The organism is uncultured Tateyamaria sp. (assembly GCF_947496075.1).
Taxonomy (GTDB): domain Bacteria; phylum Pseudomonadota; class Alphaproteobacteria; order Rhodobacterales; family Rhodobacteraceae; genus Tateyamaria.
In genome coordinates this window covers 1,316,175-1,339,448 of the sequence record NZ_CANMBJ010000002.1, presented here as the reverse complement: position 1 = coordinate 1,339,448, position 23,274 = coordinate 1,316,175, and the positions used below count along the sequence as shown (strand labels likewise).

The following is a 23,274-nucleotide window of genomic DNA, read 5'->3' as shown; positions in this document are numbered from 1 at the left end:
GGCGGCCGGTTTCTGCTATGATCTCTGCATTGAATTTTTAGGTTGTATTGAAATGGCCCAGATCACCCGCCTCGCTCTTTTTTGGCGCGCTTTTTTCTTATCATTGATTTTCGGATCAACCGCGGCAAGTGCGGACGAAACTGAAAACCGACTATGGCAAAACACGGTGTCTCAAAACACGCCGAGTGCATATTTCAACTACCTCAGCAGCTACCCGGCAGGTGTATTTGTTGAGCAGGCTGTCAACGCGCTGGTTAATCTGGGTTGCGTGAACGAGCGTGGGATAGACATTTCATGCCGCGAAGCTCTTGGCACCGACAGATCAATCGGGAACGAAAGTGTTGATAACGGCGGCCAACGCGCTCAATCCGGTGGTGGGGGCCTCTACTAATGACCGTACTTCTACGTTCCTTTTATGCCGGATGTGCGGCTCTCGTGTTGACGGGATGTAATGCGATACCAAACGAAGAAGGTTTGTATCTGATTGAAAAACCAGAAGGGGGTGTATCGTCCGTTCGAACCTCCAAATCGATCACTCAGATTGCCGCTGCTTTTCAAGCTGCCGGCTTCGGTGACGTTGCAATTATTGACGGTGGTTCAACCGTAGAGGCCAGCACCCGATCAGAAAAAATGGTCAATTGCGGGACAATCGCGCAGGTTGCTCTTGGAAAGAGGGCCACTTTTCCTGGGTCGGCGCCTCTCGCCGCGGTCATCTACAATGAAGAGCTTTTTGTTCGCTTAGTTAGCACAAGGTCGACTGTGCGCGTTCAGATGGGGCAGGGTGACCTCTATTCGATCTCGGAAGATCATAGGGTGACGCTTGAATACCAGACGCCCGATGGAACCTCTTTGTTTCGCCAGACGAAATCCTTTGACCAGCAGCAAGGTGCTGCATTTGCTGATGGCGTCACCTGCGAGAGTGCAGGCGCAGCAAGAGCTGTTCTTTAGGGTAAGCGCCCCCAGACAGCATCCGCTGTCCGGATCAGAGCTGTGGCAGTATCCTCGTCCAACTTGTCTGCGGCTTCCAGAAATGCTTGCTTGCGCGCAATTCTTGGCTTCAGAAACCTTAACCATTCGGCATCCCTTTTTGGCCAAGTTTGGATTTTGCCATTCCCAAGAAGGGTTTCGAGGGCGCCCAGGTAAGCGTCGCGGTAAGGGCCATCGCTGGCGAACACAATTGCATTGTCCGACAGAACGCCTGAGTTGAAATCGCATTCGGCGAAAAGTGCCGCTTCTTTCCTGGATTTGGGCTGACGGCGCTCCCCTAGATGCTTTGGAAGGACGGCGTACGGCATCTGGTCCGGTGCATCCAGAAACGTCCGAACTGCCCCAAACCGTATGCCGGAGTGAATGATCTGGCTTGTCAATTGGCAGTAACAGGAATACCCGATCACGCGGCCGTCTGTGCACAAATTGGGATCGGGGACATGCTTTTCCATCTCGGTCGTCGGTTGAACCGCTTTGTCAAAGACAAAACAGTATCCATCGATGTCCAAAGACTTGATCTTGTCCGCCGGAACCGTTGGGTAGTCACAGGCCCGCCGGGCAGGGCGGTTTTTGTCTTCGAAAACACCATCCGCACGCAAGTGTTCAATTTTTCCGAAGGCGTGCGGGTTGCCCAAGGCATCGGCGGCCCGAAAATACCAATCCGCCATCTCTCTTGACGCAGACGCTTGGCACGCACGCAGATAGGTCAGCCCGGTATTGTGAAACGCTGAAGGGTGGTCGAGAGTCCGAGCGACATCAAATAGCGGGCGAGCAACCTCGGCGTTATGGGCATCAGGTGCTGCCATCATAGTCAGGTACCCAATCGCATCATGTCGACTTGCCGCAGGGGTTGCCGACAGCAAATCCGCGTCGACCAGCCATTGAGACTGAACAGTATCGAACTCCGCAATCGGGAAATTCAGGTCCGCTCGGATGCAGTCGCCCATCTTGAGCAGGTCGTCTTCCAACCAATCCCATCTCCACGGTCCATCGGTTCCAGCCAGCCCATAACGCGGTGCGACGTCATGCGACCAGAGCTCCGACAGCCACCCATAATCATTGACGCACCTCGGGTCCTGCAACTGTTTCTGCGCGTGGTGGAGCAACCCGAGACGAGCGCCGTACAAAACCCAATGCCCATTAGGCGCATGCCGCCCAAGTGTGCACCAAACACCCAAAATGCGGGCAACGCTGGCCTGTTGCCAACCATCCAGTGACAGCCTGCCGACCTCTTCAATAGCCAACTGATATAGGAATACGGCCTCTCGGTATCCTGCACGAAAACCGTGCAACGCAGTCCGCGCAGGATCGGTGTAGGTGCCGCGTTCGGGACGGATGATCTGGCCCGAGCGACCAGGAAGCACGCCGCCAATGTCATGGTCCATCGACACCTTTTCATCCGGTGCCGCCTCATGCGTTTGCATTTCCTGCAAAAGCCTGGTCGGCCAAAGCTTGACGGAACCGTTACCGCTCCATAGTCCATTGACCTGATTTCTGCTGAGCCAATCAAAGCGAAACAAATCATGCATCAGCGCCGTCGGCACAGTCGCCTTCAACAGGCGCGGATCGAGTCGTGTATCCGCATCTACCGTAACCAGCCATTGTCCTTCAACGGCTTTCGCTGCCGCCTTATGACACGCATCCAGTCCTTTCACGCCATGGACACGCATTGCAGTTGGAACTTTTGACTTCAAGTCCCTCCAATTCCAATCTGCCCAGGGCTCATCATAGGACAGAAAAACGAACGGCACATCGCCTAACTGACAGGTCTCCTCGTCCTGGCGGGTCTGTGCGATGGGCGTGTGTTGGATCATTCGCTGACAAGGTTGAAGTCAAGCAGACCGTACTGCTCTATCCAGTCAGCGGCCATCTGCTCTCCGCTCTCGATTTGCTGAGACGACATTTCGCCTATAATTGACGCAATGCGCACCTCAGCATCGTTCAACTGTTTGATCGAGTCACGTGTGTCCCGCAATAACGCCCCGTCCCGTGCGATGATGTAATTGGCGTAGGCCTCGGGAAGATTGGGTTGGCGGTTCCGAGTTCCGGTGCGCAGGATACTGCCGATGTAATTGTGGGCTCCTACGAAGTTTCTTTGCGCTGACAAACGGAAGTAAGAAAGGGCCTTTTCGAGATCCTTCTCAACTCCGTTGCCCTTTTGAAAGGCCTTGCCGAGTTCCAATGCCGCAAAGGGGTTTCCTTCTTCGCTTGCTCTGGCTAGCCAACGGATGCCGGTTCTGGTGTCCCTCTGAACGCCCTTGCCAGCCATGTAAGCCCTTCCAATAAGGTTCATAGCGTCTGAGCTGCCAAGCGTTGCTGCAGTTCGGTAGAACTCCAGAGCGGTTTCATCACTCTTCGGCACACCAAGACCCTTGCGATATGTGCCACCGTAGGCGACGTATGCTGGTGCATAGCCCGCATCCAAGGACAGCCTCATCCAACGTCTGGCCTCGGGGAACGACTGTTGCCGTCCCCAGCCTTCGCGGTAGTAGACACCCAAAAGCAGCCGGGCAGGGGCCGATCCCAGGAGCGCGGCCTCTTGAACAGATTCAAAGGCTTTCTCGTTGTCCGGTTCAACTCCCATACCCAGCCGATAGGCTGTTGCGATGCCGGTATACGCCGTCGGGTTCCCACGCGCTGCGGCAAGTTCATAGTAGTGCAGCGACTCTTCAAACCGTTCATCCAGATTAAGGACCCGGGCCAGCAATCCAAGAAGCCTCGCATTCGTAGCGTCGTCTCGAACTGCCTCAACACAAGCCCGCATCGCCGCGCGCGTATTGACCAAGTCATGAGGTACAGGTTCGACTAAGGCCAAAGGATCCCCAATCCCGGTCGCGAGGATGTCGCATGCTGTAATCTGAACCAGAAGCCCGCCGGGCACATCCTCATCTGCGTCTCTGACACGCAGATCCAGCAGCGGAAAACTTGGTGTTCCTTCAGCGCTCACAAGGGTCAGTTGTCGCTGAGCCACTTCAGCCAATGTGTCCTCGGGGAAAAGCGATGCAAACTGCTCGAAATCTCTGGGATCCGCACTGTCCACAACGGTCAACCATGCGGTGGTCGACAGCGTTATATCGCGGTCGGACACAAGCTGCGCCAATGCCTCGGCATCTTCCGCAAACCGTGGGCGCAGAGTGATAGCCTCCTTGGAATTGTCAACATACCAAGGGGTTTGAGCGCCCCCTGTGGCCAACCGAACCCGCGCGCGAACCAGCCTTAAAACGTCTCGGAATTCAGTTTCCGCACTTTTGAGCGCCGTCACCAACGCAGCAGTGTAAGGGCTGTTGCCATATGCGCCGTCAAATGCAACTGCGCCAGGTGCGGTTGCATACGCCACGATAGTGTTGTCAGGCGCATCAAACAACGCGAGGCCAACGCCAATTGCTTCCTCGTTTGGGAAAGGGGAGTCGCGGCACGCATCCAAGATGACAACCAGCGACTGTGTGTCAAAATCGTTCAGTGTCTTGATCAGATCGTTCACGGATATCGCGTTGCGCTGCAGAAAATCAGCCCCGGCCGGCACCAGATCTGAAGGCAGTGCATAGTTCTTCCCACCAACTTGCAACCCATGACCGGCAAAGTAGAAAAGGCCAAGCTCTGCGCCCTGATGCTCTCGTCCAATCTGATCGACAGTCTCTTCTATTTTAGCCTTGGTCGCATTCTCCAAATAGTAGACTTCAAAGCCCATGTCGTTCAGCGATGCAGCGATAGCGCGAGAGTCATTCACAGCGTTGCTGAGCGATGGTATGGCGCGACTTTCGTATTCGCCCACACCCAAAATAAGTGCCCAACGACCGTCAGCCAACGCAGGACCTGCCGTGAGGCAGAGAAGAGCGAGGCAAAACCCTGCTCGCACACAGAAAGCGATAATCAACTTCACACTTGGACTTACGGTCATCATCACACCGGCCCTCTAAATGATTTGGATAAAAACAGCGAAAGCTTGGGTCCTTCGCCGATTTGAGTCAAGTTGTACGAAACTGTGCGCTGCAAAGGCAGAGGGTTTAACTTGGACGACAACGGTGCGACTTACGTATCTTTTGAGCACACAAACGCAGTTCATGCCCGGACCGTGCTTGTTGACTGGATGCTTGGAAATGCGTGCAGCTATGCCTGTTCTTACTGTCCAAAGTCTCTACATGACGGCACGGTGCGGTGGCAAAACCCGGATGACGTGGTCGACTTTTACGACCGGCTTCAAATCCACTACGTTACACACCGCGATCGACGTGTCTGGCTACAATTCACTGGGGGAGAGCCAACCATGCACCCTCAGATCGTACGTATCCTGGAAGAGGCGAGTGCACGTGGGTTTTCAGTAAGTTTGATTTCCAATGCATCTCGGACACATCGGTTCTGGACTAAGATCAAACCGCACCTGAACGCCGTTATTCTGACGTACCATAGCGAATTCGTAGATTTTGATCACTTCAAAGGCGTTGGCGAGATTTTGGTTCCTGATGTACCCATGCACATCAACATCACCATGAAGCCTGCAGAATTTGGCAAAATCCATGCAGACGCTCTTGAACTTCGCCAGGCATTTCCCGACGCAACAATATCGCTCAAACCGCTCCGGGTCGATTTTGCAACCGAGCTCTACGAGTATTCTGACGCACAAATGGCGATCATGGACGCTGGGTTGCCGGGCTGTTCAGGACATCCCGATAGATTGCCCAGAGCCACGATGACAGGAAGAACCGCTGACGGCAATCGGAACCGTCTGCGTGCAAATGAAATCATTTTGCGCAATCTGAACCGGCTCATGGGTTACCGGTGCAACGCGGGACTCGAATCTCTGCGTATCAATGCATCCGGCCAAGTTTTTCGCGCGACCTGTGGCGTAGGAGGATCGATCGGGACGTTGGGCGAAACGTTCGAACTTCCATACGCACCTATTTCTTGTACGGCCCATAAATGCGGATGCACCGCTGATATATTGATCACCAAGTCGCGCGCTGAGCAGTTCGTGCGCAGGTGAGACGTCATCGGGTTCAAGCTTGAGCAAAACGCGTTCACTCTGAGTTTCTGTCGTGGGGTGTTACGCGCTAGAGGTCCTTTAAGATTTTACATAATGTGGATTATACGTTTTGTGAGTGTGCCAGAATGCATGAGGCTCCCAAGCCAAAGAAACCAATCACATAGCAAAATTTGAATTTTCGAGCTTCCACGCCAAGCGCATGAATTACGACACCCAGCACTCGCGACGATCCCAGTCTTAATCTCCATCACCCTATGGCCAAGACCAAGCAAGCTTGCGAATTCCTAGTCCAACTCTGATGCCGCATTGGCGTCCGGATCGCGTTTGAAATCAGCATCTTGGTCAACGAGGCCACCGATTTTTTGCTGCGGGCATTGCTCCAAAACCCGTCCCATGCTGGGTTTGAAACATGACACGAGCAAATTTCGCGCTTATGCTTCGACGCTCCGCTCGTTCGCAGCCGCCTTTTCTTCAAGTGCACAAAAGTCTTCTTCAGAGAGGCCCGTAGAAGCAGCTTTCTCAAGTAGTGTCTCCAATCGGATACGCCTACTCTGCTTTGGACTTTTCTTTTTTTACAGGGCCCTGCAGTCCGTACTTATTCTAAAACAACGATATCTGTGTCTGGACAGACAACATGATGAGATTAGTTCAATCAGCAATGCTGGATCGGAAACTCTCCTGTAGAGCGGCTTCACAATTATTAGTAGCTTGCTGTCATTCTCAATTTAGCGTGTCTGCTCAATCAGAGCTCTGAGTGTCTTTGTCAGTTTGTTTGGAGATACCGTTTCTTCGATAAATTTAAGCCCCCTGCCCCGATAGTCATTTTCTGCTTCTGCTTCTGGCTTCGCAGTCGCAAGTCCGACCTAAAGCCGCCGTCCAGCTGACGTTTCAGATGCTGTGGCTGTAGCCTGCCTTGCAGACCTTCGCCGCGCTTGCAAAATCTTGGGTTAGTCCAACTTATGGATTGCGGGACTTCGCTGCTGTTTGCTGCGGCTGCACCAAAGTCAGGTTTCGGCATTCGTTTCGTCCCAATGGGATCATCGAAGGACGACATGTCAAACTCCCCGAACTTGCCGAGGATATTCTGCGCGTTCTCAGCCGGCAACTGATCGACCTGCACAACCGGCTTGGCTGGTACGAGATCACGATGCGAATCTAGCGCTCGCCTTTGCCGGCAGGCGCAGCTGCTGCAGACAATTCCTGCGGTTGGGTCTGTCGCGGCATCGGCTGTCGTGGCGACGATTGGCTTAGGTCACCGTGCTGTTGTCGCAGGTTCCGGCGTTTCTGGCATGATTTTCACCCTTTCGATCCTGAACTTGGTCAGATGTATAAGCACGCCGAAACGAATTCTGCGTTGCTGCGCTGATCAACAGATGCAAGTGCGCTGTTTCGAAGTGCCACATGCAGACGCAAATGCGCCTTTACGGAGCATGGACCAAACGAACCCGCCATCCCTCTGCCCGTATTGTGATTTCAACGCAGGACACCGTATCCTTGTCCGTATGAAAAACCAAATTCACCCGCCGAGATACGCCGCACGCCTGAACGCTTTCAAGATCGGGGCCAACGACTACTGGCCCCAGAAAAACACCGTGACCACGGCCGACCTGCTTTCACGCGCAGCCACCGCAGGCTTGACAGCCGCTGATCTGAATTTCCCAGATCACTTTGTGGATGACACACCTGCGGAGCTCAGCTTGGCACTACACGACAACGGGATGGTGCTGAACGGTGTCGCCATGCGGTACTACACCGACGACCGCTACAAGCTGGGCGCCTTTACCAACCCAGATGCATCCGTGCGTCAGTCTGCGATCGACGAAACCAAGCGGGGTTTGGATGCGCTCAGCCAGATGGGCGGCACCCTGATGACCCTCTGGATGGGGCAAGATGGGTTCGATTACTCCTTTCAAATGGACTATGCACGCGCCTGGGATGCAACACTTGAGGCCATGGCCGAAGTGGCCGACCACAATCCCGCCATCGATATCGCACTTGAATACAAACCCAACGAGCCCCGGGCCTTTGCCTTGATGCCGGATGCGGCAACGACCCTTTTGGCACTGAGCGAAATGAACAGACCCAACACCGGCGTTACGTTGGACTTTGCGCACGTGCTTTATGCTGACGAAATGCCGGCCTACGCTGCCGCTCTTGTCGGTCGGTATTCACGTATTCTGGGCGTTCATCTGAACGATGGCTACGGAAAATGGGACAACGGTCTGATGGTTGGTGCCGTCCACCCGATTCAGACGGTCGAGTTGCTGGTTGAACTCGAGCGCGCGGGATATGATGGCACGATCTACTTTGACACGTTTCCTGACCATTCCGGCCTGGATCCAGTTGCCGAAGCCCGCACGAATATCGAAGTGGTCGAGCGGTTGCGCGGAGTGGCCGCCCGTCTTGTCTCAGATTCAGAGCTGCAACGCGCAATCGCAAAACAAGACGCACCCACGGCAATGCGTCTTGTGCATGCAGCGATGCTGCCGTGAGTGTTTTTGTTGCCGGTTCGCTGCATCTTGACGTGGTGCTGCGCGCACCGGATTTGCCCCGGCTGGACGAGACGGTGACTGGCTCGGCCGTGACCTATGTGTTTGGCGGCAAAGGTGGAAATCAGGCCGTGGCCGCGTCCCGCATGGGGGCCGATGTGGATTTTGCCGGCCGCATTGGCAGTGACCGCTTCGGAGACATGATCCGGGACGCACTAGTGGCCGCCAGTGTCAATATAGACCAGGTCCAGGTGGACGGGGGTGCCAGCGGCATGAGCGCTGCCATTGTCAATGACGATGGAGACTATGGCGCCGTTATCGTCTCGGCGGCCAATCTGCGCATTGATCCCGAAGCCATCACACTCCCGAACAGCACAAAGCTGGTGCTCCTTCAAAACGAAATTCCCGAAGCGGTGAACTTGGCCGTGGCGCGGCAGGCGGTGCAACGGGGTGTCCCGATATGGCTCAACGCAGCCCCCGCACGCACGTTGTCACCCTCACTGGTAGACGCCATCGATCTGCTGATCGTGAACCAGGTCGAAGCCGAATTCTACACCGAAGCCACGTCAGACACGCGTATACTACGGACATTGGGCGCAGGTGGTGTGTCGTTCCATGGCACCACCTACCCCGCCCACACAGTCAATATGATCTCGACCCATGGCGCAGGGGACATGTTTGTGGGCGCCTTGGCGGCACAAGTCGCGGTTGGCACATCCATGACCGCCGCCATCGCGTTTGCGCAAGCGGCGGCGGCGTTACACGTTTCGACACCGGTTGATCAACGCGACAGCATCACGCCTGACAAAGTCCAAACGTTCCAAGCGGATCAACTCAACCGGTAGAAGCGCGCCGCTGTTCCGCCGAAAATCCAAGCGCGGTCGGCGTCTGACAAATGCGCGGTCAGGTTGTGCGCGATGTCGTGCCACGCATCATACTCGGCTCGTAACCGACACACGGGCCAGTCCGATCCCCACATCACCCGCTCGGGTCCGAATGCGTTTAGGATATGGTGGGCAAAGGGGCGGATGTCCTCAATCCCCCACCCATCGTCAGCTTCAGTCACGAGGGCCGAAAACTTGACACAAGCGGCGGTCCGGTCGGCCAACTTGGTCATCCCATCCGCCCATTCGGCAAAAGCATCCCGGCCCGCTTGCTGGTCACGGATCTGAGGCTTCATGCAGTGGTCATAGACAACCCGCATCTCTGGATACTGTGTCACCAAAGTCGTGAAATTCGAAATGTGTTGTGGAAACCCAAGCGCGTCAAACGTAAGGTCCAGATCGATCAGCGCGCGGTAGGCCCATTGCACGTCCTCTCGCAACATCCAGCTCACATCCGGGATATCCTGGATCATCGGGCGCACGCCGCAAAATTTCGGGTGTAATGCCAGCCGTGTCAAATGGTGCAGATGGCTGGGATCCTCAAAGTTGATCCAGCCGACCACGCCCTTGATCCAAGGCGTGGCGTCGGCAAGGCCCAACATGTATTCGGTTTCTTCCACGCTGGCCGCGGCCTGCACGATGACAGTGCCGTCAATGCCCAGGTGATCAACGTGCGGCGCGAGGTCCTGAGGGGCATAGGCACGGTTCAGTGTCGCATTGTCCTTGGGCATCCAATCGTAATCACCGCGTGCCGGTTGCCAGAGGTGATGATGGGCATCGATCTTCACGTGGGCGCGTCCTCGCGCATCAGACCTTCGGACTTCAAGTCGGCCCAAAGCGCCGACGGGATGTCCGCGCATGCGGCTGCCAGATTGCTCTCCATTTCTGAAACTCCCTGGCCGCCGGGGATGACCGTGACATGCGCGGGGTGCAACAGCGGGAACTGGAACGCTGCATCGACCAACCGGACGTTATGGGCTTGGCAGACCCGTTCAATCGCGGTCACACGGTCGATGACGTCCTGTGGCGCAGGATCGTAGTTGTACCACGCCCCCTTGCAGGCGCCGGTGGCGAGAATGCCGGAGTTGTACGGTCCGCCAGTTACAATCCCGATCCCGCGCGACTCGCAAAGCGGCAGAAAACTGTCGAGCGCCGTCTGTTCAAGCAGCGTATAGCGCCCCGCCAACAGGAAGAGGTCAAAATCCCCGCGCTCGGCCAGCGTCTGGCACACTTCCCACTCGTTGATCCCGCCCCCGATCGCTGTGATCAGCCCTTGATCGCGCAGCGACACCATCGCGTCATAGCCGCGCCCGCCAAAGAACTCTTCGATCCGCATGTCCGAGGCCTCTTTGGAGCCATGGGTAAAGATACAAAGGTCGTGAACATAAAGGATGTCGATCCGATCTACGCCAAGGCGCGAAAACGAGTGCTCGAAAGAGCGCATGACACCATCGTAAGAATAGTCATAGTGCTCGCGCCGCATTGGAACATCGAACCATTTTCCACCCCCTGTCCGGTATTCGGGCGCGCAAGGTTTGATCAGCCGCCCGACCTTGGTCGACAGCACATAATCATTGCGCGGTTTGCCACGCAGAAACGGGTTCAGTCGGGTTTCGGACAGCCCCAGCCCGTACAGCGGCGCGGTGTCAAAATACCGCACACCATTGTTCCAGGCGGCATCGAGGGTCGCACGCGCGTCATCGTCGCTGATCGCCCTGTACAGATTGCCCAGCGGCGCAGTCCCGAACCCCAGTTCGGTAAACGTCAGACCCCCGTTGTTCATGCGGTCCCAATGTCGCGTCTTCAGATCCATGACCATCTCCCCATCCTGCCATTCTGACCTTAGCGCAGTTTCTTTTTGCCTGAACAGCCCGCTGTTCCTAAAGTCGACGGGGGAGGATTGTGGATGGCGGAGAATTTTACCCGGGTGTTCGGCGCGACCAAGCCGGTCATCGGGATGGTTCATATCGGTGCGTTGCCAGGTGCACCGCTTCACGATCCATCCCTTGATCTATTGGCCGCTGCCCGTGCGGATCTTACAGCGCTGCAGGATGCAGGCTTTGATGCCGTGATGTTCGGCAACGAAAATGATCGCCCTTACGAGTTTCAGGTCGATACCGCTTCGACCGCTGCGATGGCGCACCTGATCGGTCAGTTGAAGCCAGAGATCAAAGTCCCCTTTGGCGTCAACATGCTTTGGGATCCCATCGCAACGATCGCACTGGGCGTGGCAACCGGCGCAGATTTCGTGCGCGAGATATTTACGGGCACCTATGCCTCGGACATGGGCGCTTGGACGCCGGACGCGGGCAAGGCCATGCGCTACCGTGATCGGTTGGGACGACCGGACATGGCCATGCTTTACAATGTATCAGCCGAGTTTGCCTATTCCTTGGACCAACGCTCGTTGCCCAACCGGGCGCGCAGCGCGGTGTTTTCTTCGGTCCCGGATGCCGTCCTGGTCTCGGGCCAAATCACAGGTGAAGCCGCTAAGATGTCAGACCTGGAAGCGGTGAAAGCCGTCGTGCCCGACTTGGCGGTGTTGGCCAATACCGGCGTCAAGCACGATACTGTGGCGGATGTCTTGGCCATTGCAGATGGTTGCATCGTTGGGTCATCGCTGAAAGTCGATGGGCACACCTGGAACCCCATCGACCCCGACCGCGCAGAGACCTTCATGGATCGCGTGCGACAGGTACGCTGATGAAAGAGCGTCTCAAACAAGATCTGATGGACTTGATGCTGGTGCCGGGCCTTTCCGGCCACGAAGACCGTGTGCGCCGCGCCATTCAGGCACGTTTGGTCGAAATCGGGGTACAAAGTCGATCCGACCCCTTGGGCAATCTAGTTGCTCAGTTTCCGGGCCAGGGACCTGCGGTCATGCTGTTCACTCACATGGACCAGCTCGGTTTTGTGGTGCGCAAGATCGAAACGGACGGGCTACTCAGGATCGAGCGTCTGGGCGGCGTGCCAGAGCGCGCGCTTGCCGCGCAAGAGGTGTTGATCTGTGTCGGCGAAGGCCGCGATGTGCCAGGTGTCATTGCCAACAAAAGCCACCACGCGACAGGACCTGACGAAAAGTTCACCGTGACCCCATATCGCGAGCTCTTTGTCGATGTCGGGATGTCATCGGATACCGAAGCCGAAGCGGCCGGCATTCGTATCGGCACGCCTGCGGTCTACGCACCGCATGCCGGGCAACTGGCGGACGACCGCATTATGGGAACAAGTGTCGATGACCGGGCGGGCTGTGCTGTGTTGCTAGAGATCGCCCGCCAGTTGAAAGATCGGCCCGCGGGTCCTCCGGTACATCTGGCATTCACAGTGCAGGAGGAATTCAACCTGCGCGGCGCGCTGCCCCTCGCCCAGACACTGCAACCCGACATCGCCATTCAAATCGACCTGATGCTGGCAGCAGATACCCCGGGTATGGACGGGCACGGCGATATCTCTCTCGGCGCCGGGCCAGGTATCAGTCTTTATTCCTTTCATGGGCGCGGGACGCTCAACGGTGTGATCCCGCACCCTGCAATGGTAGATCTATTCGAACGGGCGGCGCAGTCCGAAACCATCGCCCTTCAACGCAGCGCACAGGGCGGCGTGCTCACGGACCTCTCCTATGTGCAATTGGTCGGACAGGGCGTCGCCTCGATCGATGTCGGGTTTCCAATGCGCTACTCCCATTCGGCGCGCGAGGTCTGCGATCTGGGTGATCTGGTCGGACTGACACAGCTAATCAGCGCTGCCCTGTCCCGCATCGGCGCCGATTTTTCACTCGACAGGGATGATTACACCTGATGGCGTACACGCTTGGCATCGACATCGGCACCTACGAAACCAAGGGGGTCCTCGTTGACGAAACCGGAACGGTCCACGGACAGGCGGCACGGGGCCACCAGATGCTTGTTCCCCAACCCGGCTGGGCCGAACACCGCCCCGAAGAGGATTGGTGGGGCGATTTCGTCCATGTCAGCCAGACCCTTGTAAAAGACAGCGGTATCGACCCGGCAGATGTAAAGGCGGTCGCCTGTAGCGCGATCGGTCCCTGCATGCTTCCGGTGGACGCGACCGGGGCGCCATTGATGAACGGGGTGCTCTACGGCGTGGATGGACGGGCCGAAGCCGAAGTGAGCGAACTGACGGACCGGATCGGCGAAGACACCATCATTACCCGCTGCGGCAATGCGTTGACGTCGCAATCGGTGGGCCCCAAGATCCTGTGGCTCAAACGGCACCGTCCCGAGGTCTACGCAGATACAGCACATATCCTGACCTCAACCAGCTTTCTGGTGCAGCGCCTCACGGGCGAAGTGGTCATCGACCACTACACGGCCGCAAATTTCTCTCCTCTCTACGACGTCACAACACAGTCATGGGTCGGCGATCTGGCAGACGACATTCTGCCCCTGAGCAAGCTGCCCCGCTTGCTTTGGTCGAACGAGATTGCGGGTCATATCACGCCAGCGGCAGCCGCCGACACGGGGCTTGCAGCAGGTACGCCGGTGACCGCCGGAACGATTGACGCCGCAGCCGAAGCGCTGTCGGTCGGGGTGGATCACCCCGGCGACATGATGATGATGTATGGCTCGACCATCTTCATCATTCTGCGCACACAAACGCGCGCCGCCGATCCGCGCATATGGTACGCACCCTGGCTTTTTGAGGGAGAACACGCCTCGATGGCAGGGCTGGCCACGTCGGGCACGCTGACCCATTGGTTCCGGGATCAGGTCGCTCGTGATCTGGATGTGGCAGAGGCTTTTCCCATCCTGGCTCAAGAGGCCGCAGGATCGCCCCCGGGTGCCAATGGCCTGCTGATGCTGCCCTATTTCTCGGGCGAACGCACACCCATCCATGACATCAACGCTAAGGGCGCCCTGTTCGGCCTGAACCTGACCCACACACGGGGCGACATATACCGCGCCTTGATCGAAGGGATCGCTCACGGCACGCGGCACGTCACCGACACGTTCGCCGAACTGGGCCAGTCACCAACTCGTTTGCTCGCCGTTGGCGGAGGCACAAAAAATGCGCTTTGGCTGCAAGCTACATCCGACATCACCGGCATTGATCAGATCGTATGCGAAAAGACGGTGGGAGCCAGCTATGGCGACGCGTTCCTCGCCGCCCTAGCGATTGGGGCTGTCGAGCGGAACGACATTGCAAAATGGAACCCCGCGCTACATATGATCCCGGCATCCCCACGAGCGGAATACGACACGGCGTACACTCTCTTTCGCAGGCTCTATGCGCAGACGAAAGACATTGCGCGGGAGTTGGGGTGAAGGCCGACGATGCGGACAAAGCTGTCATACAGTCTCGAGGCGATACTTTAGAAAGATTGCACCGTCGTAGTCGATCTCGCCGACGTGCTTTGCGCCAAGTCTTTTGAGCGCGCCCAGCTTCTTGCGGGAAGGTGGTAAGAGGAATGTGACGTAAGGGATGCGGTCGTCCGCCATGGCAAATTCAATTGCTTTTCTTGAGATGCAAGCCCCAAGGCCAAAGGCGTCAGGCCGCAAGACCAAGCCGAAATCCCACTCGTCACCTTCCTTCTGAAAACCGCCCCATCCGACATACTGGTCGTCCGATAGGAATGCCCAGTGCCCAAGGCCATCACGCACCCAACACTGTTCTTTTTTAGCGACGAATTTTGCCGCAATCTCGGCGTCCCATTTCACGGACAAAAGCGGCATGTGCTCCGCCATCCGTGAGTCAGACATGTGGGCCGCAATCTCGGTTGGTTCAACTTCGGACAAGCGTGCAAAGGTGATGTCGTGTGTCAAATTGGCTTCCATCCGCGAATTTGGGGCTAGTAATTCAAATGATGCGGACTGACAACATATGCGCCTCGTCGCAGTGACGGACTGGACGAGTTTGAAAGTCGCAGATGATGCGAGAGCAGGCATCTACTCCGTGACTACTTCACCGCTCCTGCCGCCATGCCCTTGATAATGTATTTCTCGAGAAAGATGGCGACGATAATCAGTGGCAGGATCGCAGCCGAAGACAGCGCCGCCATGGACCACCAGTTGATCCCTTGCGATCCGGTCTGACTGGCCACCATGACGGGCAAGGTTGTGGCATTGGTCGAACTCAGCAGAGCGGCAAAGAAGTATTCGTTCCAGCACAGCACGAGGCTCAGGATGAATGCCGCGACCATGCCCGGAAGCGCGATCGGCAAAACAATCTGGATGAAGGCGCCCCAGATGCCCAAACCATCGACCAGAGCGGCCTCTTCCAGCTCAACCGGAATGCCCTGGAACTGGTCACGCATGATCCAGATCACGATTGGCAGCACCATCAGAGTGTACAGCAGGATCAGACCAATCTGGCTGTCGAGCAAGTCAAGTGAGCGGTAAAGGACTAGGAACGGCAGGGCCAGAACCACGGGCGGCAGGATCATCTGGCTCAGGAAAAAGAACGAAATGTCCGAGTTGCGCATGAACCCGAACCGGTAATTGAACCGGGACAGACCATAGGCAGCGAGCGACCCCAGAACGACGGCAAGCAACGACGCTGAAGTGGCAACAATTGCACTATTCCAGAAGCGTTTCAGAAATTCTTCCCGCACGGTCGACACTTCTCCGATCAACCGCGGTGAGATGCCCAGCGACTCCCACCCCTTCCAGCGCGGGGTGAAATCCCACCAGGGCACCATGTTACCCCGCATCACGTCCGGGGCCAGCTTGAATGAGGTGGTAATGGTCCAGTAGATCGGGAATAGGCACACGATGGCCCAGACGATCAGCGCGGTGTAAATGGCCACTCTGCTGGTCCACCATTTCATGCGGACTACGCGATCCGCGTCGTGATCCTTGAAAACGGCAGCATTGGTCATGCGGGGCGCTCCATCCAACGGCTCACCAGCTTGAGCAGCAGCGTGACAAAGATGATGATCAGCACGAGGTACACCATCGCCAGAAGCGTGCCATATCCCACGTTCGAACGGTCACGGTACTCACGAAAAATGAAACTGGTGACCGAGTCAGTGGCGCCGCCCGGTCCGCCAGATGTCACGTTGATGATGATGTCTGCCAGCTTCAGTTTGAAGATGACGCGGATCACGATAGCCGTGACAGACACGGGCAGCATCAAGGGAAAGATCACCTCCTTGAAGCTTTGCCAGCCCGACGCCCCGTCCACTTTTGAGGCTTCGATCACCTCGCGCGGCAGCGCCTGAAGCCCTGCCAGCAGCATGATCATCATGAACGGGATAAAGGTCCACGCGTCCATCGCCATGATCATGAAGCGGGCAATCTCCGGGCTGCCAAAGAAACTCGGTTCGAACCCAAGTTCGCGCACAAGCCGCGAGATGGGGCCGAACCGCACCTCCAGCATTGACTTGCCAATCATCCACGATACCGCAACCGGGCTCAGCATCAGGGGCAGCAAAAAGACTACGCGAAAGAACTTGCGCGCCCGGATTTGCGCGTTCAGCAACAGCGCAAGGCCAAAGGCGATCACGTATTCCACGCTCACTGCCATGACGTAATAAACCATGTTTTTCAATGCGTTCCAGTAGAACTGGTCGTTCCACATCTGCACCATGTTCGCCCAGCCATTGGGCTTCGGGCCATCAACGGACGCCAGGTTCCAGTCCGTAAAGGAGATGTAGAGCGCAAAAAGCAATGGAAAGACAACAAGGCTGATCACGAACAACGCGGCAGGCAAAACAAACAGCGTCCGCTTGCCCGCTTCGCCCCGAATCATGACCTGCGATACGCAGAGGGCCGTCGCCCAAAGTATGTAAGCGTACAGCACGGGGCGCCAATTTCCGAAACCTTGGCCAACCCGGTCCATCTCGAACGCCATTTGCCATGCGGCAAGACCGACGCAAAGCAGCCCCGCACCCCAGACCATGCTTTTTCCCAAACGCTTTCGCGTTTCGGAAATGTCATCGGCGGTTACTGTGTGAAGAAGGTCGCCTTCAGCGCTCATAATGCAACAAGTGGCCTGTATTTTCCGTGAATTGGGCGACGCTGTTGCGCCGCCCAAACTTGATGTTCGCCAGAATCAGAGGCCCAACGATGCCCGATACACCGCGATCTGGCTGTCCCGCCCGATCTGATCGGTGATCTCTTCCCAGGCCGCAGCAATGGCATCCGCCGTTTCCTGCGCCGACCCATACTGCCCCGCATAGCCCTTGGCCAATTCGTCCTCGGCAACCGAGTAGTATTGGAAGATGCCGGGGATACGAGGTTCGATGGCTGCGTTGGGGTGGTTGTAACTGTCGGCGTTCGAACCGAGGTAATCCTCGATATACGCGCGGTCGTAGCCCGCCTCTTCCCACTCTTCGAACTGGAAGTGCGAGTTGCGGTAAGGCTGAAAACCCGACGGATAGGCCGACGCCCAAAGCGATAGGTCCTTGCCACCCAAATGGGCTGCCGCGGACCAGGCTGCTTTCTTCTTTTTCTCGTCGCCTTCGACCGTGGCCATGACATAAACACCCCACCCGATGTAAGCCATATTGGGCGCTTCGTTGCGCGTGTCTTCCCATGCGCCGGACTGTGCGTTGTAGACTCGGTCCGAGGCCGGGTTGATGCCAAAGCCAACCACATCGCCCACAACAGACGTGTCCGACGTACGGGCCGAAGAACCCACATCGCCCCACCACATCAGCATGGAACCCGTTCCTGCAAGGAATTGCTGGAAGGCTGTCGTGCCGGGGTCCGCATTGATCTGGTCTGCCGGGTAAGCGCCCGCTTCAATCAGGTCCATCACATCCTGAATGGCTTGCACCCAGGCAGGGTTGTTGACCATGGGTGCCATGGTTTCGGGGTCAAAGAGCCACGCGGGCGAATTCGGGTGTTTCGCATAAGCCGCAGCACGGTTTTCCAGGAAGTAGAAGCCAAAGCCGCCCCAGCCCTTCAACGGATCAAGATAGCCGTGTGCGGGCAGGCCGGTCAGCGGGTCCTCCTTGCCAACAAGATCCTTGGAGACCTGATTGATCTCTTGCCAGGTGGTAGGTACCTCGGCGCCGCCAATACCGTCGGGTCCGAAATAGTCCTTACGATATGCAAAGCTGTGGCAATCGCCGTCAATGGACACACGGTACGTCTTGCCATCCCAGGTGCCCACGGGTGCCTTGAGGTAGTCGACATAGTCGTCCATGTCGATCTGTTCCTTGACCCAATCAGGCATCTCGGACGCGAGGCCCTTGCCCAGCACGTCGCCTTCGAACGGCGCGCCCATTTCGATGATATCGAAGTCAACGGTGCCAGTGGCAATCGACTGTTGCAGGCGGGCATTATAGTCGGCTTGCGCCAAGTCGATCCAGTTGATCTTGGCGCCGGTATAGGCCTCCCAAGGCTTCAGGAAGCCGCGGAACAGGAAGTTGTGCAGATTCTGGTTGTTCAGGCCCATGAACGTCAGTTCGACGCCTTCGAACTCGCCTTCGGCCACGTTCTCCTTGGTCGCCCCAAGGCACATTTCGCCAACCTTCTGCCAATCGCTGTCGGTGGGAGATCCAGCCCCGACTCCGGGGATTTTCAGGATTTCGGCACGGACGTTTCCGTGTCCATCGGCCAAAGCTGCGCCCTTGGGCATCATGGCTGCAGCACCCACCGCGGCGGTGCCTTTCAGCATCTGCCGCCGGTTCATTTTCTGCGCCGCTCTAATGTAATTATACAATCCGGTCTTCATATCCATCCTCCCTGGATCTCGTGATACAAATCATCCTTGGGCAGATGGTGGGGCGCATTTTTTGTTATTTTTTCTAGGTGATAGCGCCTCGTACTCCCCCGAGGAACCCTCACTATGCGTGAGATTTACGTTAAGTCAACAAAAGCTGACCCGCGCACGTAGACAACAAAAACCCCTTTCACTAGCATCCAATTTCTAAGTGGAGGGAAGCCGCGCATGGCAGGCGTCAAGATTCAGGACATCCGAAAATCATACGGTGCCGTAGAGGTTATCCACGGCGTCAACGTGGACATCGGCGACGGGGAATTCGTGGCGCTTGTTGGCCCGTCGGGGTGCGGGAAGTCGACGCTCTTGCGCATGATCGCCGGGCTAGAGCCGATCAACGGCGGCACCATCGCCATCGGTGATCGTGTCGTGAACAACCTGCCGCCAGCAGAGCGCGACATCGCCATGGTGTTCCAGACCTACGCGCTGTACCCGCACAAATCCGTCGCTGAAAACATGGGTTTTGCACTGAAAGTGTCCAAGGTCGACCGGGTAGAGATTGCCCGCCGGGTCAAAGAAGCCGCCGAAATCCTCAGCCTCACCGAATATCTCGACCGCAAGCCCCGCCACCTCTCCGGTGGGCAGCGGCAACGTGTGGCGATGGGCCGTGCCATTGTACGCGACCCGCAAGTGTTCCTGTTTGACGAACCTTTGTCCAATCTCGATGCCAAACTGCGCATCCAGATGCGGACGGAAATCAAGGAACTGCACCAGCGGCTCAAGACCACGACAATCTTCGTCACTCACGACCAAATCGAGGCGATGACACTGGCCGACCGTATCGTCGTCATGCAAGGCGGCAACATCGAACAAGTCGGCACACCGCTTGAACTTTATGACAACCCGGCAAATGAGTTCGTGGCGACGTTTATCGGCGCGCCGTCCATGAACCTTTTGAATGCTGACCTGTCTGACAAGCAGATCAGGATCGCCGATCAAACCTTTGCCGGGCCGTCAGGCGCGGGGAAAGTGCGTCTGGGTGTACGGCCCGAACACCTTGTTCTGGCCGACAAGGGACTGGCCATGCAGGTCAAAGTGGTTGAACCCACTGGCTCCGAGACCATGGTTTTTCTGAATTTCGAGGGTCAGGATGTCACCGCAGTCTTTCGCGAACGCCACGCGTTCGAGCCCGGACAGACCGTTCATTTGGCGCCGGATCCGAGCTGCCTGCACGTCTTTGACAGTTCCACCGGCCAAAGACTGGCAATCTGATCATGCCGCCACGCACCGTCCTTTGTTTTGGTGACAGCAACACGCATGGGACGGTTGGCATGACCACCGCGGCGGATCGACGTCGACACGACAAACAGGACCGTTGGCCAAGTGTGATGGCCCGTTCGCTGCCGCGAGATTGGGACATCATTCCGGAAGGACATCCCGGGCGCACGGCTGTCTGGGATGACCCCATCGAGGGTATTCATAAAAACGGCGCGCGCGCGCTCCACGCCATTCTCGAAAGCCACAGGCCGGTAGATCTGGTCATTCTTGTGCTGGGCACCAACGATCTCAAATCGCGCTTTGGCCTGTCGGCCCATGACATCGCTCTTGGCCTGCAGCGGCTCGTGACAGAGGTTCCTGGGTCCGACAGCGGCCCCGACTCCCACGCGCCCGGCGTCCTGTTAGCCGCGCCAGTCGTCGTAGAGGAGGTTGGCGTGCTGAAAGAGTCGTTTGCAGGCGCAGGACCCAAATCGGCGGCCCTCCCCGCCCTGCTGAAGAGCGTTGCCACCCGACACGGAACCGCGTTCATCGACCTGAATGGCGTTGCCAACGTCGATCCGGTGGACGGTGTCCACCTCTGCGCCGGTGCGCATGCCGCGATCGGCGCGGCCATGGCCAAGGCTGTCGCGAACCAAATGAACTGATTGCCCAAGAAAAGGAGTTCACACATGCTCAAGGGAATTGATCCGATCCTGAATGCCGGCGTGCTGTATGCGCTGCGGGCGATGGGTCATGGTGACGACCTGATCATTGCCGACACAAATTTCCCCTCGGACAGCGTGGCCCGCGAGACTGTACTGGGCGAGGTCCTGCGCATAGACCGCCCGGCGGCGGCGGTCGTGCGCGCCGTGTTGTCCGTCTACCCCATCGATACCTTTGTCGACGATGCCGCCGCACGGATGGAGGTGGTGGGTGAACCAGATACCATCCTGCCGGTGATGGAAGAGGTCCAGGCCGAAGTTAGCGCCGTCGAAGGCCCGACACTGTTGGGGATCGAACGCTACGCCTTCTACGAGCGGGCAAAACAGGCCTATGCCGTCATCCAGACCGGAGAGCGGCGGTTCTACGGTTGCTTTGCCCTGCGCAAGGGCGTTGTCGGCCCGGATGAGGGCTGACCATGGGTACCGTTGTCATATTGGGCGTCTTTGTCGCCGACACCGCCTATCGCGCCGATCGTATACCAGTGATGGGCGAAACAGTCATGGGCAATGCCTTTGCATTGGGGCCAGGCGGAAAGGGATCAAACCAGGCCGTGGCCTGTGCCCGTATCGGTGCTGACACGCATTTCATGACCAATCTCGGGCAGGATGATTTCGGCAAGCTGGCCCTCAACACCTGGGCTCAGGCCGGGGTCACACCGCATGTGCGTGAGATCAGCGACAGCTACACCGGAGCCGCCTTTATCTTCATCGAGGAACGCACAGGCGACAACGCCATCATCGTATCCCCTGGGGCCGCGGCCCTGATCTCGCCGGCGGATGTCGAGGCGCACAAGGACTTGATCTCCAGCGCGGACGTGTTCGTCACGCAACTGGAACAGCCGATGGATGCGGCCATGCGCGGGCTCGAACTGGCCCGCGCCACTGGCGTCATAACCGTTCTGAACCCCGCCCCGGCCGCTGATCTGCCCGAGGGCATGCTGGCACTCTGTGACTACGTCACCCCGAACGAGACCGAATGCGAGGCGTTAACGGGCATCGCAGTCACAAACGAGGTCGAGGCGGAAGCCGCCTGTGCCGCGTTGATTGCCAAAGGCGTGCGCACACCGATCATCACCATGGGCGAACAGGGCGCATATCTATCGGGTCACGGTCTGGTACCCGCCGTGCAGGCCGGGCCGGTGGTCGAAACAACGGGCGCCGGTGACGCATTCAACGGGGCTTTTGCCGCGATGCTGGCCAATGGAGACACTGCGCTGCGTGCGGTACAGTACGGCTGTGCGACAGCCGGAATCTCGGTCACGCGCGCCGGAACCGCCCCTGCGATGCCGTATCGATCAGAGGTGGACGCGCTACTCTGAGCGTCCGGCCCATCGACAAGAAACCGGACGCCGTTGTCAAAACTGTCGCACAGAACTCCCTTAAGTTGCACTTGGCATGCGTGTTGCGAAATCCAATGCGACGGTCAGATATGGTTTGCCAATCGCTTCTCTAGTGTCTGGTTCAACGACGAATATGTCTGCGAACGCAAGCCGGAGCCAGAAATCAAAGAATTCTTGATTCTCAGATATTTAAAGCGCTAAGTAACGGATTTTTCTGCAACCGCAGTCTCAACAATAAGGAGATCCAACCGCCATGTCGGATTCTCAAAATGATGAGACTGCTACAGTGAGCCCCCCTGATCCAAGGAAACAATCACATAGCGATTTGAGGTTATAGCTGCTTTTGGCGCGCGCTACTTGGCCTACTAGCACTCAGTCAAAACGGTAGTCACACCGTAGCTTTCCTACGAAATCTACTAACCACGCGCTCATCTTCGAGCGCGGCAAGCAACTGCTCACGATGGTGCTCAGCATCTCGTCGACGACCTAGGCGCGATGCTGGTCTGGCCATGCTTCATCGAACACCTTCCCAGTCAGCACAACCTAAGCAATTTTCCCCCTTGCCTGAGGTATGTCGGCCCTTGTCGGCTGGCCTTGCCAGACTGAACGCATGGTTGTAGAGCGTCTCAATACCAAATCGACACGTTTGGATCGGTGGAATGCTGTGGAGTTTCACAAGGCGGTCCTTCCGACAGTGCACACAAGAGTCGTGGTTTGCGCCGCGTTTGTTGCTGAATCGAAAGAAACTGCCAGGTCATCGGATACCTTTGAGATGTCTGCGAGGCGCTGTCTGCCCCCTGCCCCAACAGAAATGTTCTGTTGTTTGGTCCATCTGCTGTCGTCGTCAGTGACCGGCCCATGCGGGACATTCAACGCAGCTTTTGTATCCTGCGGTCGCACTCGCATTGCCGACATACGCTGCGTCAGCAAAGTCTGGCGCCGCTCGAACTCACAATTCGCGGGGCAAAACGAACTTCCAAGATTTTC

At 57.2% G+C, this 23,274-nt stretch carries 20 protein-coding genes; 12 read left to right on the top strand and 8 right to left on the bottom strand.

Annotated features, from left to right (window positions below; all coding sequences use genetic code 11):
* Positions 1-52 precede the first annotated feature (52 nt).
* Together Q1A51_RS10665 and Q1A51_RS10660 are read left to right on the top strand one after the other, a co-directional pair.
* The gene (locus tag Q1A51_RS10665) at positions 53-391 is read left to right on the top strand and encodes a hypothetical protein (RefSeq protein WP_299196780.1); all 339 of its coding nucleotides are present in this window, start codon (positions 53-55) and stop codon (positions 389-391) included.
* Positions 391-948, top strand: a complete 558-nt coding sequence (locus Q1A51_RS10660; protein ID WP_299596296.1) for a hypothetical protein — start codon at positions 391-393, stop codon at positions 946-948. The genes Q1A51_RS10665 and Q1A51_RS10660 overlap by 1 nt, the downstream gene beginning before the upstream one ends.
* Here the strand turns inward: Q1A51_RS10660 and Q1A51_RS10655 are convergent.
* Both Q1A51_RS10655 and Q1A51_RS10650 read right to left on the bottom strand, forming a co-directional pair.
* The gene (locus Q1A51_RS10655; RefSeq protein WP_299596298.1) at positions 945-2,801 is read right to left on the bottom strand and encodes a hypothetical protein; all 1,857 of its coding nucleotides are present in this window, start codon (positions 2,799-2,801) and stop codon (positions 945-947) included. The genes Q1A51_RS10660 and Q1A51_RS10655 overlap by 4 nt on opposite strands.
* Positions 2,798-4,792 (bottom strand): caspase family protein, encoded by a 1,995-nt coding sequence (locus tag Q1A51_RS10650; RefSeq protein WP_299596300.1) that lies wholly within the window; start codon positions 4,790-4,792, stop codon positions 2,798-2,800. Before Q1A51_RS10650 ends, Q1A51_RS10655 begins: the two co-directional genes overlap by 4 nt.
* A 204-nt stretch (positions 4,793-4,996) precedes the next feature.
* Between Q1A51_RS10650 and Q1A51_RS10645 the strand changes: the two genes are divergently transcribed.
* The 3 genes from Q1A51_RS10645 to Q1A51_RS10635 all read left to right on the top strand — a co-directional run bounded on the left by Q1A51_RS10645 (position 4,997) and on the right by Q1A51_RS10635 (position 9,302).
* Positions 4,997-5,968 carry a radical SAM protein gene (locus tag Q1A51_RS10645; protein ID WP_299596302.1) on the top strand — a complete coding sequence of 324 codons (972 nt, stop codon included), beginning with the start codon at positions 4,997-4,999 and terminating at the stop codon, positions 5,966-5,968.
* 1,502 nt (positions 5,969-7,470) lie between these two features.
* Positions 7,471-8,460 (top strand): TIM barrel protein, encoded by a 990-nt coding sequence (locus Q1A51_RS10640; RefSeq protein WP_299596305.1) that lies wholly within the window; start codon positions 7,471-7,473, stop codon positions 8,458-8,460.
* Positions 8,457-9,302 (top strand): PfkB family carbohydrate kinase, encoded by an 846-nt coding sequence (locus Q1A51_RS10635; RefSeq protein WP_299596308.1) that lies wholly within the window; start codon positions 8,457-8,459, stop codon positions 9,300-9,302. Before Q1A51_RS10640 ends, Q1A51_RS10635 begins: the two co-directional genes overlap by 4 nt.
* Here the strand turns inward: Q1A51_RS10635 and Q1A51_RS10630 are convergent.
* Complete coding sequence (locus Q1A51_RS10630; RefSeq protein ID WP_299596311.1) at positions 9,287-10,129, bottom strand: amidohydrolase family protein; 843 nt, start codon at positions 10,127-10,129, stop codon at positions 9,287-9,289. The two genes, Q1A51_RS10635 and Q1A51_RS10630, sit on opposite strands and share 16 nt — an antisense overlap.
* On the bottom strand, positions 10,126-11,154 hold the full coding sequence (locus tag Q1A51_RS10625) for an aldo/keto reductase (RefSeq protein ID WP_299596314.1): 1,029 nt from the start codon (positions 11,152-11,154) through the stop codon (positions 10,126-10,128). The genes Q1A51_RS10630 and Q1A51_RS10625 overlap by 4 nt, the downstream gene beginning before the upstream one ends.
* 93 nt (positions 11,155-11,247) lie before the next feature.
* Between Q1A51_RS10625 and Q1A51_RS10620 the strand changes: the two genes are divergently transcribed.
* The 3 genes from Q1A51_RS10620 to Q1A51_RS10610 are packed head-to-tail and all read left to right on the top strand — an operon-like array spanning position 11,248 to position 14,626.
* Positions 11,248-12,045 carry a BtpA/SgcQ family protein gene (locus Q1A51_RS10620; RefSeq protein ID WP_299596317.1) on the top strand — a complete coding sequence of 266 codons (798 nt, stop codon included), beginning with the start codon at positions 11,248-11,250 and terminating at the stop codon, positions 12,043-12,045.
* Positions 12,045-13,139, top strand: a complete 1,095-nt coding sequence (locus Q1A51_RS10615; RefSeq protein WP_299596319.1) for a M20/M25/M40 family metallo-hydrolase — start codon at positions 12,045-12,047, stop codon at positions 13,137-13,139. The genes Q1A51_RS10620 and Q1A51_RS10615 overlap by 1 nt, the downstream gene beginning before the upstream one ends.
* Complete coding sequence (locus tag Q1A51_RS10610; protein WP_299596322.1) at positions 13,139-14,626, top strand: FGGY-family carbohydrate kinase; 1,488 nt, start codon at positions 13,139-13,141, stop codon at positions 14,624-14,626. Before Q1A51_RS10615 ends, Q1A51_RS10610 begins: the two co-directional genes overlap by 1 nt.
* A gap of 24 nt (positions 14,627-14,650) precedes the next feature.
* On the opposite strand, the gene Q1A51_RS10605 is transcribed toward Q1A51_RS10610, so the two are convergent.
* The 4 genes from Q1A51_RS10605 to Q1A51_RS10590 all read right to left on the bottom strand — a co-directional run bounded on the left by Q1A51_RS10605 (position 14,651) and on the right by Q1A51_RS10590 (position 18,983).
* Complete coding sequence (locus tag Q1A51_RS10605) at positions 14,651-15,124, bottom strand: GNAT family N-acetyltransferase (RefSeq protein WP_299671276.1); 474 nt, start codon at positions 15,122-15,124, stop codon at positions 14,651-14,653.
* Between the two features lie 134 nt (positions 15,125-15,258).
* A complete protein-coding gene (locus Q1A51_RS10600; RefSeq protein WP_299596327.1) occupies positions 15,259-16,179 on the bottom strand; it encodes a carbohydrate ABC transporter permease in 921 nt (306 codons plus the stop codon).
* The gene (locus Q1A51_RS10595) at positions 16,176-17,201 is read right to left on the bottom strand and encodes a sugar ABC transporter permease (protein ID WP_299671273.1); all 1,026 of its coding nucleotides are present in this window, start codon (positions 17,199-17,201) and stop codon (positions 16,176-16,178) included. The genes Q1A51_RS10600 and Q1A51_RS10595 overlap by 4 nt, the downstream gene beginning before the upstream one ends.
* A 153-nt stretch (positions 17,202-17,354) precedes the next feature.
* Positions 17,355-18,983 (bottom strand): substrate-binding domain-containing protein, encoded by a 1,629-nt coding sequence (locus Q1A51_RS10590; protein ID WP_299596331.1) that lies wholly within the window; start codon positions 18,981-18,983, stop codon positions 17,355-17,357.
* A 216-nt stretch (positions 18,984-19,199) separates the two neighbouring features.
* On the opposite strand from Q1A51_RS10590, the gene ugpC reads away from it, so the two are divergent.
* Genes ugpC through Q1A51_RS10570 form a run of 4 tightly spaced genes read left to right on the top strand, consistent with a single transcriptional unit; the run spans position 19,200 to position 22,266 of the window.
* Positions 19,200-20,240 (top strand): sn-glycerol-3-phosphate ABC transporter ATP-binding protein UgpC, encoded by a 1,041-nt coding sequence (ugpC, locus tag Q1A51_RS10585; RefSeq protein ID WP_299596333.1) that lies wholly within the window; start codon positions 19,200-19,202, stop codon positions 20,238-20,240.
* Positions 20,241-20,242: 2 nt separating this feature from the next.
* Positions 20,243-20,890: a GDSL-type esterase/lipase family protein gene (locus Q1A51_RS10580; RefSeq protein ID WP_299596336.1), complete on the top strand. Its 648-nt coding sequence runs from the start codon at positions 20,243-20,245 to the stop codon at positions 20,888-20,890.
* Positions 20,891-20,914: 24 nt separating this feature from the next.
* Positions 20,915-21,361, top strand: a complete 447-nt coding sequence (locus Q1A51_RS10575) for an RbsD/FucU domain-containing protein (RefSeq protein WP_299596339.1) — start codon at positions 20,915-20,917, stop codon at positions 21,359-21,361.
* 2 nt (positions 21,362-21,363) lie between these two features.
* Positions 21,364-22,266, top strand: coding sequence for a ribokinase (locus Q1A51_RS10570; RefSeq protein ID WP_299596342.1), 903 nt, complete (start codon positions 21,364-21,366; stop codon positions 22,264-22,266).
* Positions 22,267-23,274 lie beyond the last annotated feature (1,008 nt).

Bases quoted from the DNA above. Each gene is read 5' to 3' on its own strand.
- Q1A51_RS10665 (WP_299196780.1), top strand. From the start codon at position 53: ATGGCCCAGATCACCCGCCTCGCTCTTTTTTGGCGCGCTTTTTTCTTA.
- Q1A51_RS10660 (WP_299596296.1), top strand. From the start codon at position 391: ATGACCGTACTTCTACGTTCCTTTTATGCCGGATGTGCGGCTCTCGTG.
- Q1A51_RS10655 (WP_299596298.1), bottom strand. From the start codon at position 2,801: ATGATCCAACACACGCCCATCGCACAGACCCGCCAGGACGAGGAGACC.
- Q1A51_RS10640 (WP_299596305.1), top strand. From the start codon at position 7,471: ATGAAAAACCAAATTCACCCGCCGAGATACGCCGCACGCCTGAACGCT.
- Q1A51_RS10625 (WP_299596314.1), bottom strand. From the start codon at position 11,154: ATGGATCTGAAGACGCGACATTGGGACCGCATGAACAACGGGGGTCTG.
- Q1A51_RS10620 (WP_299596317.1), top strand. From the start codon at position 11,248: ATGGCGGAGAATTTTACCCGGGTGTTCGGCGCGACCAAGCCGGTCATC.
- Q1A51_RS10615 (WP_299596319.1), top strand. From the start codon at position 12,045: ATGAAAGAGCGTCTCAAACAAGATCTGATGGACTTGATGCTGGTGCCG.
- Q1A51_RS10610 (WP_299596322.1), top strand. From the start codon at position 13,139: ATGGCGTACACGCTTGGCATCGACATCGGCACCTACGAAACCAAGGGG.
- Q1A51_RS10600 (WP_299596327.1), bottom strand. From the start codon at position 16,179: ATGACCAATGCTGCCGTTTTCAAGGATCACGACGCGGATCGCGTAGTC.
- Q1A51_RS10595 (WP_299671273.1), bottom strand. From the start codon at position 17,201: ATGGTCTGGGGTGCGGGGCTGCTTTGCGTCGGTCTTGCCGCATGGCAA.
- Q1A51_RS10590 (WP_299596331.1), bottom strand. From the start codon at position 18,983: ATGAAGACCGGATTGTATAATTACATTAGAGCGGCGCAGAAAATGAAC.
- ugpC (WP_299596333.1), top strand. From the start codon at position 19,200: ATGGCAGGCGTCAAGATTCAGGACATCCGAAAATCATACGGTGCCGTA.
- Q1A51_RS10580 (WP_299596336.1), top strand. From the start codon at position 20,243: ATGCCGCCACGCACCGTCCTTTGTTTTGGTGACAGCAACACGCATGGG.
- Q1A51_RS10575 (WP_299596339.1), top strand. From the start codon at position 20,915: ATGCTCAAGGGAATTGATCCGATCCTGAATGCCGGCGTGCTGTATGCG.
- Q1A51_RS10570 (WP_299596342.1), top strand. From the start codon at position 21,364: ATGGGTACCGTTGTCATATTGGGCGTCTTTGTCGCCGACACCGCCTAT.